The organism is Granulicella sp. dw_53 (genome assembly GCF_018449545.1).
Classification (GTDB): Bacteria; Acidobacteriota; Terriglobia; order Terriglobales; family Acidobacteriaceae; genus Edaphobacter.
Genome location: NZ_JAAVUR010000008.1, coordinates 137298 through 152742, shown reverse-complemented (window position 1 = coordinate 152742; position 15445 = coordinate 137298). Strand labels below are relative to the sequence as shown.

The window sequence follows — 15445 nt, the reverse complement described above, 5'->3', positions numbered from 1 at the left end:
AGAGCCAGCGCAGTAGTAAGATTCCCCATGTGAAACTCTTTCCCATCGCAAAAGAGGCTCCTGTGTTCAAGCTCCTCCTCCCCGCCCTCGCCCTCACTGCCTCCGCCCTCGCCCAATCAGCGTCTCTCGCCCCAATGAAGTACACCTGCGCCCCCGCCGACCACGCACTCTCCCCGACAACTCCCTACACCGACACCACCGCCGGCTTCGACCTCAACACCACCCCAAAGATCGACAGCAAAGTCTGCACCAGCGACAAACCCTTCTTCTTCTCCGTCCCCATCCCCGAAGGCAGCTACCGCATAACCGTAGTCTTGGGCGGTCCACAAGCGTCCGTCACCACCGTAAAATCCGAAGCCCGACGCCTCATGCTGGAGAAGATCCCCACCAAGCCCAAAGCCTCCGTCACCCGCAGCTTCGACGTCAACGTCCGCCTCCCCGAGATCACCTCTCCCTCCGGGCCGCAAAACCGCGTCCGCCTCAAACCCCGCGAGATCGGCAACCTCAACTGGGACCCCAAGCTCACCCTCGAGTTCAACGGCGATCATTCCAGCGTCCGCTCCATCTCCATCGAGCCCATCAAAGAACCAACAATTTACTTAGCCGGAGACTCCACCGTCGTCGATCAAGACATCGAACCCTGGGCCGCCTGGGGCCAGATGCTTCCCCGCTTCTTCTCTCCCGGCATCGTCATCGCCAACCACGCCGAGTCCGGCGAGACCGTAAAGTCCTTTACCTCCGAACAACGCTTCGCCAAGATCTTCTCCCTCATCCAGCCCGGCGACTACCTCTTCCTCCAGTTCAATCACAACGACCAGAAGATCAACCCCACCACCAAGGAACCCGTAGTTCCTATCGCCGAGTACAAACGCATCTTCACCGAGTACATCGCCAAGGCCCGCGCCGCCGGAGCCACCCCCATCGTCGTCACCGCCATGAACCGCAACACCTTCGACGCCTCCGGCCACATCACCAACTCCCTGGCAGGCTACCCCGACGCCGTCCGCGAGCTAGCTGCCGAACAGAAGGTCGCCCTCATCGACCTTAACGCCATGTCCAAAACCCTCTTCGAAGCCCTCGGCCCCGACGCCACCATCCACGCCTTCATGCACTACCCCGCCAACTCCTACCCCAACCAGACCGAAGCCATCAACGACGACACCCACTTCAACGGCTACGGAGCCTACGAGCTCGCCCGCTGCATCGTCCACGGCATCCGCGCAGCGAACCTACCCCTCACCAAATTCCTCGCCCCCGAAGTCCCCGACTTCGACCCCGCCCACCCCGATGCGCAGTCCACCTTCCACCTCCCCGAGACCCCCATCCAGATCAAGACCAACGTCATGACCGTTCCTCAAACCTAGTCACTACTTCGTTCCGGATGAGACCAGCGAACTCACGAACTCCAGAAAGGTCAGCGTCTTCGCGGGCAGATAATTCCTCGACGGGTACAGCGCATAGAGCGGAAAGCGTTCGTCCGGCCAATCTGGAAACAGGTCGATGAGTCGTCCATCCGCAATCAACTTCGAAACCGCCAACTCCATCACCTGCGCGACTCCATAGCCTGCCAGGCAGACGTTATGCATCGTCACAATATCGCTGACGATAAGCTGTCCACCCGTTGCAACCTTCACGACCTTGCGGCCACGATGAAACTCCCACTGGAACGGCCGTCCCGTCTCCGGATCGCGATAGTCGATCAGGACATGTCCTTCAGTCGCCAGCTCCTGCGGTATCGCAGGCCGCTTGTAGCGCTTCAGATACGAAGGTGCCGCTACCGTGACAATGCGCGTATCCCACAGCTTTCTCGCCACCAGACTCGACGTCTGCGGCTCCCCCAGATGGATGGCAATATCGAAGCCCTCGCTGACAAGATCCCCCAGTTGATCTCGCGTCACAAGCTCCACATTCAGCTCCGGATGGGCTTCAAGGAAGGCCTTGAAACGCGACCCAATCAGCAGATGCGAAAACACAGGATGGCTCTTGACCCGCAGGCTTCCTCGCACCAGCGTTCGCCCCTCGACGACGGAAGCAGCAGCATCCTCAAGACCAGCCAGTAGCGGCGCAATCTGCTCATACAGGCGGCGTCCCTCATCCGTAATGACAACTGAACGCGTCGTCCGCGCAAACAGACGTATGCCCAGACGCTTTTCCAGCCGCGCAATAGATCGGCTCACGCCCGACTGCGACATATTCAGCGCCTTCCCTGCACCGGCAAAGCTACCGCTCTGCACAATCGCGTCAAGCACGCTCATCCCATTCAACACTCGTTCATCAAAGCTCATGATTTATGCCTTCGGATCATATCTAACATGACATACATGCTCCAATCGCATCAATAGCGGCTGACATCAGATATCCAGATCAGAGACCTCTGATCGGGAGCCGACAATGTTTGCAATCACAGGAATTACAGGAAAAGTAGGTGGAGCCGTCGCACGCAACCTTCTCGCCCAAGGCAAGAGAGTCCGAGCCATAGTGCGCGACGCAAGCAAGGGCCAGCCATGGGCCGTTCTGGGCTGCGACGTCGTCATAGCGTCTATCGACGACACAGAAGCACTCACCCAAGCCTTTCAAAACACCGAAGGCGTCTTCCTCATGACCCCGCCCGACTTCGATCCCAAACCCGGCTTTCCCCAGACCATCAAAACCGCTGCAGCAATCAAACTCGCCATCGAAGCAGCGAAGCCGCCAAAGCTCGTCTTCCTCTCCTCGGTAGGTGCACAGGCGCAGGAGCCCAATCTCCTGAACAACTCCAAGATCACAGAAGATATGCTGCGCACTCTCTCTGTTCCCGTCACTATGCTGCGCCCCGGTTGGTTCATGGAAAACTCCATATGGGACGTGGACGCCGCCCGTGCCGGCGTCATCCCAACCTTCCTCCAGCCTCTCGATCACAAGATCCCCATGGTCGCCACCTCGGACATCGCCCACACAGCCACGGAGCTCCTCAGCCAGACCTGGACCGGCGTCCGTATCGTCGAACTCGAAGGACCGCAGCGCTACTCCTCCAACGACATCGCCGCCGGCTTCTCCGCCGCCCTCGGCAAACCTGTACAGGTCGCCCCCGTACCGCGCGACACCTGGGAAGACCTCTTCCGCTCCCAGGGCATGAAGAATCCAACGCCGCGCATCCGCATGATCGACGGCTTCAACGAAGGATGGATCGACTTCGAAGTCGGACAAGCAAAATCCCTCAAGGGCAGCACATCTCTGGAGACCCTCCTGCGCTCCCTGGTCGCAAAACAAGATCCCACCAGCTAACCGCTCCTCTGGAGAAAGAATCATGACAAACACCCGGAAAGTTGCATTCATCACGGGAGCCAACCGCGGTCTGGGCTACGAGACTGCTCGCGAGCTCGGAGAAGCCGGAATAGAAGTCGTTCTTGGCACCAGAGATTCTGAGTCTGGTGAAAAGGCCGCTGCCTCCCTTCGAGAGCGCGGCCTCAAAGCCCAATCGATAGCATTCGACACCCTCCACGAACGGGATCACACCCGCGTCTTCGATCTCATCTCCGCGCAATACGGCCACCTCGACATCCTCGTGAATAACGCCGCCGTCAGTCTCGAGGGCACCGCCTCAGACCTTGGCCCGCACAACACCACGCTCACTGTCTCCCTGGAAGACCTTCGCAAAACCTACGACGTGAATTTCTTCAGCGTCATCGCACTCACCCGAACCCTGCTGCCATTGCTTCGCCAGGCTCCGGCAGCACGTATCGTCAACCTCTCCAGCATCCTGGGATCACTCACGCTGCAGACGGACCCAAACCAACCCCTCGTCTCGGAGTACAAGTCCCTCGGCTACGGCAGCTCCAAGACCGCTCTCAACGCATTCACCATCTACCTCGCGCACGCCTTGCGAGACACACCAATCAAGGTCAACTCCGCGCATCCAGGCTGGGCAAAGACAGGGCTCGGTGGCTCCGCTGCTACCTTGGAGCCAGATGAAGGAGGCAAGACCAGCACCGCACTCGCACTCCTCAACCACGATGGTCCAAGCGGAGGCTTCTTTCATCTAGGAGAACCAGTTCCATGGTAGTCAAAGCTCTCCTAACTCCTAACTCCTAACTCCTAACTCCTAACTCCTAAAAGCCCTCCCCCAGCAACCGCTCCACGTCCGCCCGAAACTCCCGCTCCTTCGTCTCGCCTACATAGGTCTTGGCGACCCTGCCTTGGCGGTCCACCAGAATCGTCGTCGGGATCCCTGCCATACCCGTCGCCATCTGCGACATCGGCTCCGGAAACGCAATGGGATACCCGACATGCATCCGTCGTACAAACTCGCGTACCGGCTCTTTGCCTCCCACATCCATTGAGATCCCGACGACCGCGAGCTTCGGTTGCATCTCCTCCTCCAGCCGCACCAGCCCCGGCGTCTCCGTCCGGCAAGGACCACACCAGCTTGCCCAATAGTTGATCAGCACCACCTGCCCCCGATGCTCCGTCAGCCTCCAAGTCCCACCATCGAGTTGAGTCAGAGCCACATCCGGCAGTACGCGTCGCTGACTCACAGTAATCAGCGGCTCAGACCGCCGCTGCCAGGGCATCGCCAGGATCGCCAAAACCAGCACGGCTGCTCCCACAAAGGCAAACGCCCCTCGTCTCGAACCTCGCGCGTCTTTCACCGCCTCGGCCATCCCTCATCCTCCCACACCCATCCCGCCAGACGCCGCCCCAACTTTCAGCATCTCAACATCCAGACACATACGTAAGAATCGAGACTAGTGATCAACGATAAGAACGGTACGCCCATGCAATCTTCCTCCAGCAACGTCTCCTCCGCAATGAAGCCTAGCCATAGGAACGCCATCACCAGCACTCTCTCCGTCGCCCTGCTCTGCTTCGCAGCCGGATGCCACTCCAAGACCAAAGCCACGCCAGAGAACTTCATCGCGGGCCTGAACGCCAACTTCCTGAACCACAGTGAGTGCCTCTTCCCCGACCCGCCTCGCTTCCCCTACGGCACCTCCGATAAGACCGAGACCAAGCAGTTCGACTCCCTCGTCAAGGCCCAGCTCCTCACCGTAGCCCAGGAGCCCGCCATCAAGGTCAGCCGTTACACCGTCACCACCACCGGAGCACGCTACGCTCCCCGCTTCTGCTACGGCCACCGCACCGTCACCGCCGTCGACTCCTTCACGCCCCCCGCCCAGGCAAACGGCTTCCCCGAGACCCGCGTCACCTATCGCTACACTGTGCAGGACGTCCCCGTCTGGGCCAAGACCCCCGATGTCCAGGCCGCCTTCCCCAAGATGGCTCAGGCTACCTCCGGCGAAAGCACCGCCCAGGCCACCCTCGCCGGAACACTAGCCGGCTGGCAGGTCCCCGAATAGGCCTCCCAGCCTCTAATCTTTGCCCTCTTGGATCGTGACCACCCCCCCGATGATCTCGCCCTCCTGCCCAAGGATGGGCGCGGCTGTCAGGCTCACGCGCCGTTTCACTCCATCGCCGCACAGGTACAAAAACTCTTCGGCGCCACTGGCCTCCCCACGCACCACCGCCCGCACCAACGGATAATCTTCCGTCGCCACCCGGCTTCCATCCAGGTGAAACATCACCCACTCCTCATGCGAGGTGACATCCGGAGTCTCCAAAATCCGGTGCCTCAAAATCGCCTCCGCCTGCGGATTCCCCATCACTATCCTCCCGCTGGGTGCCTCGGCGATCACAATCCCCACCGGCACCGCATCGAAGACCCCATGCAGCCGCGCCACCGCCTCGCGCAGCTCCTCCTTCGCCCGCTTGTAGTCGTCGATATCCTCCAGCGTCCCATACCAACGAATGATCTGCCCGGAGTCATCTCGCCTCGGAGCCGCTCTCGCCCGCATCCAGTGCAACTTCCCTTCCGTGGTGCGAACCCTGTACTCCACATCGAGCAGCTCGCCCGTCTTGATCGAATGCGTCCACCTCTCCCGCGCCCCAACCAGGTCCTCCGGATACACAGCCTTCGTCCACGCCATCCCCATGGACTCATCCCGTCCCAGCCCCGTCAACACCGTCCACTGCGGACTCGCCTCGATAATCTGTCCCTGCGCATCGGCCGTCCAGGGAACCTGCGGACTCAGCTCCACCGCATACCGGTGATGAATCTCGCTCTCCCGCAGCGCCACCTCGGCACTCTCCCGCTCCGTAATATCCACCACCGCCACCGACACCCCCACCACCTCACCAGCCTCGTCCCGAGTCGGCTGATAAGAAGTAGACCGCACCTGGACCACCCCATCCGCTCGCGCTGCGCGAAACACCAGCCCCGAAAAAGCCTCTCCATTCATAGCCCGCTTGATATACGGCCCCAGAAAGACATAGAACTCCGGAATCATCTCCGCCACCGTCCGTCCCAGGTGCGACACAATCGGCGCGTTATTCATCTCCGCCAGCCGCTTGTTCACGCTCACATAGCGCTCGTTCCGGTCCAAAAAACACAACCCCACCGGAGCCCCATCGTAGATCGCCTGCAACTGCGAGAGCCGCTGGCTCGGCAGCGCGTCCATCTGGAAGGTCGCATCCTCCGAGTTCGGCGGTCTTCCCACCTCCCGCCGCGTCGCCTTCTTCTGCTCCAGGACGAATCGCTCCAGCCTCTTATCCGACACCGGACGCCCATATAAATATCCCTGCCCCAGATCGCAGCCCATCCACAGCAGCATGTCCGCCTGCGCTTCGCCCTCGACTCCTTCGGCTACTGTCGTCAACCCCAGGCTCTGCCCCAACCCGATAATCGCCGCCACGATCTTCCGGCTCTCACGCCGCGAAAGCATCGTCTGCACAAACGTCCGATCCACCTTAATCTCATCGAACGGCAGCGCATGAAGATGCCTTAAGCTTGAATACCCCGTCCCGAAGTCATCGATCGCGATCCGCACCCCCAGCGCCTTCAACTCCTCCGTAATCGTCCGCGCGTGTTCGATGTTCCCTACCAGCGCGCTCTCTGTAATCTCCACCGTCAGCCGCTTCAGCGAAAAACCCGCCTGCTCAGCAGCCAGACAGACCTGCCGCCGCAGCGTCCTGTCCCTCAACTGAATCGCCGACACATTAATAGACAGCCGCAGATACTCCGGCAGTCGCCGCATCGTCGAGAACGCATGCAGCAGTACCTTCTCCATCAGCTGCCCGATCAGCCCCGCATCCTCCGCCATCCGGATAAACTCATCCGGCGGAACCATCCCTCGCAACGGATGCTTCCACCGCGAAAGCACCTCAAATCCGATCAACTGGCCCGTTCGTAACTCCAGCAGCGGTTGAAAGTAGGGCACAATCTCGTCACTCTCAATCCCCCTCCGCAAATCAACCACATAGTCTGGAATCATGAGGCTCATACTAAATCCCTAACGGGACGCCTCGGACATTATTCTTCAATAAGCTACGGGCTTAGCTGCCATTAGCCGACGCAATCCTCCGAATCGCCATCGCTGCCCCAGCCAACATGTTCTCCCCTTGAAACTTTGCCTCAAATGAACTAACGTGGCACCCGTGGTTCCTTAGCCGCAATTCCACCCATATGACCCGAACCATACTCCTTCCCTCCGCGCTCGCCCTCGCCTCCCTCCTCGGAGCAGCCACCTCCGCCAGCTCCCAGCCGCCAAAGCCCACTCAGACCTTCACCATCCAGCAGGATCACTTCCTCCTCAACGGCCAGCCCTTCAAAATCCTCTCCGGCGAGCTCCACTACGCCCGCATCCCCCGCGAGTACTGGCATGCCCGCCTCAAAATGGCCAAGGCTATGGGCCTCAACACCATCGCCACCTACGTCTTCTGGAACATCCACGAGCCCACCCCCGGCCACTTCGACTTCACCGGCAACAACGACCTCGCCGCCTTCATCAAGGCCGCCCAGCAGGAAGGCCTCTACGTCATCCTCCGCTCCGGCCCCTACTCCTGCGCCGAGTGGGAGTTCGGCGGATTCCCCGCCTGGCTCCTCAAAGATCCCGCCATGGAGCAGACCCTTCGCTCCAACGACCCCTCCTTCATGGTCCCCACTGAGCGCTGGATTCACCGCCTCGCTCAGGAGGTCGCTCCCCTCCAGATCGGCCACGGCGGCCCCATCATCATGACCCAGGTCGAAAACGAGTACGGGAACTTCGATCACGATCACGCCTACATGGAGCACTTGAAGACCATCTTCGAGCAGTCCGGCCTCACCGCCTCCCTTCTCTACTCCGCCGACAACTGGCGCAACATCCCCGCCGGCTCCATCCCCGGCCTCTACGCCGCCACCAACTTCGGCATCGGCAACCACCAGGGCGGCATGGACGCCCTCGCCAAAGTTCGTCCCGACGCCCCCCTCTTCGTGTCCGAGTACTGGCCCGGCTGGTTCGATCACTGGGGCCACCCCCACGAGACCCGCCCCGTAGCCCCCCAGCTCGAAGACCTCGACTACATCCTCCACCGCGGAGCCGGAATCAACATCTACATGTTCCACGGCGGAACCAGCTTCGGCTTCATGGCTGGCTCCAGCAACATCTCCGGCCAGTTCCTCCCCGATGTCACCAGCTACGACTACGACGCCCCCCTCGACGAGGCCGGCCACCCCACCCCCAAGCTCCTCGCCTACCGCAAAATCCTTGCCACCTTCAGTCCGTGCGGCAACGAATCCTGCCTCCCCCCCGTCCCCACCGCCCCACCCGTCATCACCATCCCCCCAATCACCCTCACCGAATCAACCTCCCTCTGGCAGAACCTCCCCACCGCCATCGCCAGCGAAACCCCACAATCCATGGAGCACTTCGACCAGAGCTACGGCTACATCCTCTACCGCACCCAGCTTCCCGCCGCCACCTCCGGCGACCTCGTCCTAACCGACCTCCACGACTACGCCCAGATTTACCTCGACGGCAAACTCACCGGCACCCTCGACCGCCGCAACAAGCAGTCCACCCTCCCCATCAAGACCGACGGACCCGCCCGCCTCGACATCCTCGTAGCCAACGACGGACGTATCAACTCCACCAAGCAAATGAGGATCGAGTCCAAGGGCATCACCAAATCCGTCACCCTCTCGGGTACCCCCCTCACCGGATGGCAGATCTACCCCCTCCCGATGACCACCCTTCCCACCCACTTCAACCCCGCCGCCAAACAAAGCCAAGCCCCTACCTTGCGCCGCGGCTCCTTCACCCTCGCCTCCACCGGCGACACCTTCCTCGACATCCGCACCCTCGGCAAGGGTGCCCTCTGGATCAACGGCCACCCCATCGGCCGCTTCTGGAACGTCGGCCCCCAGCAGACCCTCTTCGTCCCCGGACCCTGGCTCCGCAAAGGCCGCAACGAAGTTGTCGTCTTCGACCTCTTGCCTTCCACCACCCCACCTCACCTCGCCGGACTAGCCCAACCCATCCTCGACGGCCCAGCCACCGACCAGACCAAGAGCAAACAGGAATAGCCCATGCCCACCTTCTCTGCACGTCTTCCACAGGCCCTCCACCTTGCGCGAGCATCCGCGACCTTAGCGGTACTGCTAGCAGCACCACAGTCAAGCAGCTTATTTGCAGCAGATAGACCTATAAACCTAAAGCAACAATTCCAGAACCCACCAGCCGATGCCCGCCCCATGATGCGCTGGTGGTGGTTTGGCACAGCAGTGGAAAAACCCGAGATTCTCCGCGAACTTCAGCAGATGAAGGCCGACGGAATCGGCGGCGTAGAACTGGCCTTCGTCTACCCACAAATCCTCGACGAACCCTCCAAAAACCTCGTCAATCAGATCTTCGTTGGCCCGGAGATGCTTGATAACGTTCGCTATGCTCAATCAGAAGGGCGCAAGCTCGGCCTCCGCATCGACGTCACCCTAGGCAGCGGCTGGCCCTACGGCGGAGCAGCCACCACATTAGAAGAGGCCGCTGGCCACCTCCGCGTATCCGAGATCCCGCTTCCCGCCAACGCCACCACCCTCCCGAAGTTCAAACTCCCGGAGGGCGACTCCATTATCTCCGCCGCCGTCGTCTCCGGCGAACCCAAAAGTTGGGACGCTACTTCCGCTAAGACCGTCGAAACCATTGGGAACGCACCACTTCCTCCAGGCTCTGGTCCGCGAACCGCCCTCTTCTTCATCTCCAGCCACACCAAACAACAGGTAAAGCGAGCCGCCGTCGGCTCCGAAGGCTGGGTCCTCGATCCCTTCAGCCATCAGGCCGTAGCCACCCACCTCAAGACCGTCGGCGAGCCCCTCGTCAAAGCCTTTGGCGCCACCCCACCCTACGCCGTCTTCTCCGACTCCCTCGAAGCCTACGGAGCCGACTGGACCCCCCCCCTCCCCGCCGAGTTCAAACGCCGTCGCGGCTATGATCTCCTCCCCCATCTTCCCGAGCTCGTAGCCGGAGGAACCCCCTCCGCCGAAGCAGTAAGGCACGACTGGGGCAAAACCCTCACAGAACTTGTGGATGAAAATTACCTGACTCAAATCAATAACTGGGCCATCGCGCATCACACGAAGTTTCGCTCACAAACCTATGGTGAACCAGCAGTTAATTTTTCAAGCCAAAAACTGGTCGCACTTCCGGAAGGCGAAGGTCCACAATGGCGCGCGTTTTCCACACTCCGCTGGGCCACCTCTGCAAATCACGTCTTCGGCAATAACGTCACCTCCGGCGAGACCTTTACCTGGCTCCACTCCCCCGTCTTCCGCGCCACTCCCCTCGACATGAAAGCCGAGGCCGACATCGACTTCATCATGGGCGAGAACCAGATCATCGGCCACGGCTGGCCCTACTCCGCTCCCCAGGTCGGTGAGCCCGGCTGGTCCCTCTACGCCGCCGCCGTCTTCAACGACCACAACCCCTGGCACCCCGTCATGCCCGACGTCGCCCGCTACATCCAGCGCATGAGCTTCCTCCTCCGCCAGGGCCAGCCCGCCAACCAGGTCGCCATCCTCGTCCCCACCGACGACGCCTGGGCGCACTTCACCCCCAGCAAGGTCACCGTCACCGGCGAGCTCGCCCGCCTCATCACCCCCCGGCTGATGTCCACCATCCTCTCTGCCGGGTACAACGTGGACTTCATCGACGCCGAAGCCATCGACCGCCTAGGCATCCACCACCCCATCCTCCTCATCCCGCCTACCGACCGCATTCCCGTCACCACCCTCCGCAAGATCCAGGCCTGGGTCACCACCGGAGGCAAAGTCATCTCCATCGGCCACGCCCCCTCCCTCTCCGCCGAAGGCAAAGCCACACCCGAGATCGCCACCCTCGCGAAACAGCTCTTCGACCCCTCCAAGCAAACCTTCGTCCCCGACGAGTCCACTCTCGCCGAAGCCCTCAACCGAGCTCAATCCCCAGATTTCAAATTCGAAACAACCGATCGAGATACCATCGGCTTCATCCGCCGTAAGCTCCCGACCGCAGATATCTACTTCGTCGTAAATACCTCCAATCGACTTTTCGCCACGCACGCTAGCTTCGCAACCAAATACAAGGCAGGGGAACAGTGGGATCCAGATAGCACTGCCTCCATCCCAGTCCCCTCAGCTGACGCTAGGATTTTTCTCGCGCCTTACGAATCTCGCGTCTTTGTGTTCTCCAACACCGGTCAGAAGTTGGACCCCAAATCCGTGGAACACGACAAAATTCTGGACTCCGCTGCTTACTTCACTGGACCAATAGGTCACGTCTCTGCCGGACGCCAACTCGCCGATCTCTCCGAGAACTGGCAACTTCGCTTCACTGGAACCAATAAGTCAGAACCCCAGTCCAAACTCACCGACTGGATCGCCGACCCCGCCACCAAAAACTACTCCGGCGAAGTCGTCTACACCCGTGACTTCACCCTCAGCTCCACCCCCACCACCCAAACCTTCCTCCAGGTCGAAGGCGGCGCCCCAGTAGCCGGAGGCCCAACCGCTCCGCCCGAACACGCCCCCCTCGGGCCCAACGGTCTGCCCGATCCCAAGGTCACCCGCCCTGGCCCCGGTATGCGCGCCTGGTACGACCCACCCATCCGCGAGGCCGCTATCGTCCTCATCAACGGTCAGAAGGCAGGCTCCCTCTGGCACCCGCCCTACCGCCTCGACGTCTCCAAATTCCTTAAGACCGGACAGAACCACATCGAGATCCGCGTCTATAACACCGCCATCAACGCCTGGGCCGCGCTTCCACCCCACGACTACAAACCCCTCATCGCCAAGTACGGCGACCGCTTCCAGATGCAGGACCTCGACAAGGTCCAGCCCGTCTCCTCTGGCCTCCTCGGCCCCATCCACCTTGTCACCGTAGAGGCAACCCATTGATCCGCACCTGCTCGCACGAACTCACGACCACACCGCAGATTCCGTCGGTGTTGACACGCCTTGTACAAGTAAGTCAGGGAACACACCAGTCCGGCGCAAGCTGGACTGCGCTGTTTAACCGCGAAATTCGTCGCTGGAAGTCCACGGCTAAGCGCTGTTATTCGAAGATTTTAAACCAGAAACACGGGGGGAGGGGTAGGGCAGGAATGCTAGACATCACGAGACGGGCACACCGGCCAGCATACGCACTGGCCCTGACAGCAATCCTCAGCGCCTCCGCCCTAGCCGCCCCAAAGACCTTCGTCGCCAACGACTACGGTGCCTCGCCCGAGAGCACTACGCCCAACACCGTCGCCATCCAGAAGGCCATCGACGCAGCCGCCAAATCCGGCGGAACCATCACCCTAAAACCCGGAACCTACCTCACCGGCTCCCTCTTCTTAAAGTCCGGCACCACGCTCGACCTCCCCGAAGGAGTCACCCTCATCGGCTCCCAGAAGCTAGCCGACTACCCGATGCTCCCCACCCGCATCGCCGGAATCGAGATGACCTGGCCCGCCGCGCTCATCAACAGCCGCGACCAGCACGACGTCACCATCACCGGCAAAGGCACCATCGACGGCGATGGCCCCATCTGGTGGAAGTCCTACTGGGACCTCCGCGCTACCTACGAGCCCAAGGGCCTCCGCTGGGCCTCCGACTACGACGCCCGCCGCCCCCGCCTCATCCTCCTCCAGAACTCCTCCAACGTCCATCTCGGCGGCGGCATCCTGCTCAAGCGCTCCGGGTTCTGGACCCTCCAGATCCTCTACTCCCATAACATCGTCGTCGACGGCGTGACGATCCGTAATAACGAGGGCGGAAAAGGCCCTTCCACCGACGGCATCGACATCGACTCCTCCCACGACATCCTCGTCGCCCACGCCGACATCGACGTCAACGACGACGCCCTCTGCCTCAAGGCCGGACGCGACTCCGACGGCCTACGCGTCAACCGCCCCACCGAGAACGTCGTCCTCCGCGACTCCATCATCCGCCACGGAGCCGCAGCCGTCACCATCGGCAGCGAGACCTCCGGCGGCTTCCGCAACATCGAGGCCTACAACCTCACCGCCCTCGCCGGCGTCCCCTCGGGAGTCCTCTTCAAGTCCGCCCACACCCGCGGCGGCTTCGCCAAGGACATCCGCATCCACGACCTCACCCTCGAAGGCGTAGCCGTCCCTATCCACATCACCATGAACTGGAACCCCAGCTACAGCTACGCCACCTTGCCCGCCGGTACCGACCCCAAGACCGTCCCGCCCTACTGGATCCCCCTCACCACCCCCGTCCCAGCCGACAAAGGCCTCCCTCACTTCTCCGACGTCCACATCTGGAACATCAAGGCCACCGGAGCCAAGACCGCCATCCAGGTAGCCGCCTACCCCAACGCCACCCTGGACAACTTTCGCCTCGACCACCTCGACATCCAAGCCGCCACCGCCGGCACCATCGCCGACGCCAAAGACTGGCAGCTCACCGACAGCACCATCACCACCACCGACAAAACAAAGATCCAATTCCTAAAACCCGGCGAGACCCCAACCAAAGAAGGCCTGGCCTTCGGAGAAAAATAACCCCACAAAAAAGAAAACGAAAATCTGCCAGATCCTCCAAAGAAAAGGAAAATCAACCGCAGCCCGAACCACTCTTATCAGCCTTCATCCCAAGAATCACCGTTACGCCTTGATTCGCGGCCGCACTAAGCCCGTCCAAAGTCGATAAACGCATGAGCAGGATCGGTATGCAGCAGCTTCACCGTGAGCGTATCGCCAACATCCAAACCCTGTTCGCCCTTGATAACTCGGCCTTCAACCGGAGGATCGAACACGCGCACATAAACACCCTTATCGCTCGCACCAGTAACAACACCGCGAAAGAGCTTCCCAATGCTTCCGCTCATCGCCACCGCAGCCACACGCTTCCGCATCGCTCGCTCCACCTTGTGCCCAGCGCTCTCCTGCAAATTGCACCGCAGCGCAATCGCCTCCAACTCCGCATCGGTATAAGGAGCAGGCTCATCATCCAGCATCGCCTTCACCAACCGCTGCGTCACCAGATCGGCAAACCGCCGATTCGGAGCCGTAGAGTGCGCATAGTCCCTCGCAGCCAACCCAAAGTGCCCCAACGGCTTAGCATCCTTACCTGGAGAGACCACATACTCTCCCGCGCCCATCAGCTTGATAATCGCCAACGAAAGATCCGGATAGTGAACCGCATCCGCCGCTCGCTTCTTGCGTAGAAACGCATTCAACGCCGCCGAATCCGGCTCCGCAGGCAATATCGTTCCATGCCTTCCCACCAGCTCCACAATCCGCTCCCAACGCTCCGGCGACCGCACCACTCGCCGAATGCACGATCGTCCTGCTGCCCGTAGCAATCCCGCCATCGTCTCATTTGCACCGATCATAAAGTCTTCGATCAAGTCCGTCGCGCGGTTATGCTGCGCCGTCTTGAGAGCCTTCACCTGCCCATCGATCACCACAGGATCAGCCTCAATCCTGTTGAACTCGAGAGCACCCTGACTAACTCTCTCCTCGCGCAACGCACGCGCCGCCTCATCTTGCAGCCTCAACTGCGCCTGCAACTCCGCAGAAGCTGCTATCTTGGCATCCGGCTCCGCCTTACCCTCCAACCAAGGTCCCACCTTGCTGTACGCCAGTTGCGCGCAGTTATGTACGAGCGCCCGATAGATACTCTGCTGCTGCAGACAGCCTTGCGGATCCACCACATACTCCGTCACGACCGCCGCCCGGTCAACGCCTTGATTCAGCGACGTCAAGTCCGTCGAAAGCTCATTCGGAATCATCGGAAAGTTCCGTACCGCTGTATAGACCGTCTTGGTCTGATCCAGCGCATGATGGTCGATGGGACTATTCTTAGCAACCGATTCGGAGACATCCGCAATCCCAACCCGCACCCGGATGCCGCCCTCCACTCGCTCGGCCCACTCCACATGGTCCAGATCGCGAGACGTGTCGTTGTCGATCGAAGACCAAAGCAGCTCGCGCAGATCCCGCACCTGGCCGCCCGGCGTCACCTGGCCGTCAGAACGAATCCGCTCCACCTGTTCTTCTGTTCCTGTTGGAAAATCCGGATGAAACCCTTGGCGGACCATCTCGGTAAAAGCCGCGGCAGCTAGGTCAAAAGTATTGGCAGACATGCACCCTGAAGCCTACCACCTCA

The 15445-nt window shown here is 60.9% G+C and carries 11 protein-coding genes; 7 read left to right on the top strand and 4 right to left on the bottom strand.

The window, feature by feature from the left end; genetic code table 11:
- The first annotated feature begins 29 nt into the window (after nucleotides 1–29).
- The gene (locus HB393_RS14225; protein WP_345945202.1) at nucleotides 30–1364 is read left to right on the top strand and encodes a rhamnogalacturonan acetylesterase; all 1335 of its coding nucleotides are present in this window, start codon (nucleotides 30–32) and stop codon (nucleotides 1362–1364) included.
- 3 nt (nucleotides 1365–1367) lie between these two features.
- Here the strand turns inward: HB393_RS14225 and HB393_RS14220 are convergent, their stop codons facing one another.
- The gene (locus HB393_RS14220) at nucleotides 1368–2285 is read right to left on the bottom strand and encodes a LysR family transcriptional regulator (protein WP_213805846.1); all 918 of its coding nucleotides are present in this window, start codon (nucleotides 2283–2285) and stop codon (nucleotides 1368–1370) included.
- A gap of 106 nt (nucleotides 2286–2391) precedes the next feature.
- Here HB393_RS14220 and HB393_RS14215 point away from each other — a divergent pair, with 106 nt between their 5' ends.
- Nucleotides 2392–3264, top strand: a complete 873-nt coding sequence (locus tag HB393_RS14215) for an NmrA family NAD(P)-binding protein (protein ID WP_213805845.1) — start codon at nucleotides 2392–2394, stop codon at nucleotides 3262–3264.
- Nucleotides 3265–3286: 22 nt separating this feature from the next.
- Nucleotides 3287–4042: an SDR family NAD(P)-dependent oxidoreductase gene (locus HB393_RS14210; protein ID WP_213805844.1), complete on the top strand. Its 756-nt coding sequence runs from the start codon at nucleotides 3287–3289 to the stop codon at nucleotides 4040–4042.
- Nucleotides 4043–4088: 46 nt separating this feature from the next.
- On the opposite strand, the gene HB393_RS14205 is transcribed toward HB393_RS14210, so the two are convergent.
- A complete protein-coding gene (locus HB393_RS14205) occupies nucleotides 4089–4640 on the bottom strand; it encodes a TlpA disulfide reductase family protein (RefSeq protein WP_213805843.1) in 552 nt (183 codons plus the stop codon).
- Nucleotides 4641–4727: 87 nt separating this feature from the next.
- On the opposite strand from HB393_RS14205, the gene HB393_RS14200 reads away from it, so the two are divergent.
- Nucleotides 4728–5336: a hypothetical protein gene (locus HB393_RS14200; protein WP_213805842.1), complete on the top strand. Its 609-nt coding sequence runs from the start codon at nucleotides 4728–4730 to the stop codon at nucleotides 5334–5336.
- 12 nt (nucleotides 5337–5348) lie between these two features.
- On the opposite strand, the gene HB393_RS14195 is transcribed toward HB393_RS14200, so the two are convergent.
- Nucleotides 5349–7316: an EAL domain-containing protein gene (locus tag HB393_RS14195; protein WP_213805841.1), complete on the bottom strand. Its 1968-nt coding sequence runs from the start codon at nucleotides 7314–7316 to the stop codon at nucleotides 5349–5351.
- A 182-nt stretch (nucleotides 7317–7498) separates the two neighbouring features.
- On the opposite strand from HB393_RS14195, the gene HB393_RS14190 reads away from it, so the two are divergent.
- The 3 genes from HB393_RS14190 to HB393_RS14180 all read left to right on the top strand — a co-directional run bounded on the left by HB393_RS14190 (nucleotide 7499) and on the right by HB393_RS14180 (nucleotide 13836).
- Nucleotides 7499–9379, top strand: coding sequence for a beta-galactosidase family protein (locus HB393_RS14190; protein ID WP_213805840.1), 1881 nt, complete (start codon nucleotides 7499–7501; stop codon nucleotides 9377–9379).
- A gap of 3 nt (nucleotides 9380–9382) precedes the next feature.
- A complete protein-coding gene (locus HB393_RS14185; protein WP_213805839.1) occupies nucleotides 9383–12220 on the top strand; it encodes a glycosyl hydrolase in 2838 nt (945 codons plus the stop codon).
- 206 nt (nucleotides 12221–12426) lie between these two features.
- Nucleotides 12427–13836 carry a glycosyl hydrolase family 28 protein gene (locus HB393_RS14180; protein ID WP_213805838.1) on the top strand — a complete coding sequence of 470 codons (1410 nt, stop codon included), beginning with the start codon at nucleotides 12427–12429 and terminating at the stop codon, nucleotides 13834–13836.
- Between the two features lie 125 nt (nucleotides 13837–13961).
- Here the strand turns inward: HB393_RS14180 and HB393_RS14175 are convergent, their stop codons facing one another.
- Nucleotides 13962–15422: an RNB domain-containing ribonuclease gene (locus HB393_RS14175; RefSeq protein WP_213805837.1), complete on the bottom strand. Its 1461-nt coding sequence runs from the start codon at nucleotides 15420–15422 to the stop codon at nucleotides 13962–13964.
- Nucleotides 15423–15445 lie beyond the last annotated feature (23 nt).

Bases quoted from the DNA above. Each gene is read 5' to 3' on its own strand.
- HB393_RS14220 (WP_213805846.1), bottom strand. From the start codon at position 2,285: ATGAGCTTTGATGAACGAGTGTTGAATGGGATGAGCGTGCTTGACGCG.
- HB393_RS14215 (WP_213805845.1), top strand. From the start codon at position 2,392: ATGTTTGCAATCACAGGAATTACAGGAAAAGTAGGTGGAGCCGTCGCA.
- HB393_RS14210 (WP_213805844.1), top strand. From the start codon at position 3,287: ATGACAAACACCCGGAAAGTTGCATTCATCACGGGAGCCAACCGCGGT.
- HB393_RS14205 (WP_213805843.1), bottom strand. From the start codon at position 4,640: ATGGCCGAGGCGGTGAAAGACGCGCGAGGTTCGAGACGAGGGGCGTTT.
- HB393_RS14195 (WP_213805841.1), bottom strand. From the start codon at position 7,316: ATGAGCCTCATGATTCCAGACTATGTGGTTGATTTGCGGAGGGGGATT.
- HB393_RS14190 (WP_213805840.1), top strand. From the start codon at position 7,499: ATGACCCGAACCATACTCCTTCCCTCCGCGCTCGCCCTCGCCTCCCTC.
- HB393_RS14185 (WP_213805839.1), top strand. From the start codon at position 9,383: ATGCCCACCTTCTCTGCACGTCTTCCACAGGCCCTCCACCTTGCGCGA.
- HB393_RS14180 (WP_213805838.1), top strand. From the start codon at position 12,427: ATGCTAGACATCACGAGACGGGCACACCGGCCAGCATACGCACTGGCC.
- HB393_RS14175 (WP_213805837.1), bottom strand. From the start codon at position 15,422: ATGTCTGCCAATACTTTTGACCTAGCTGCCGCGGCTTTTACCGAGATG.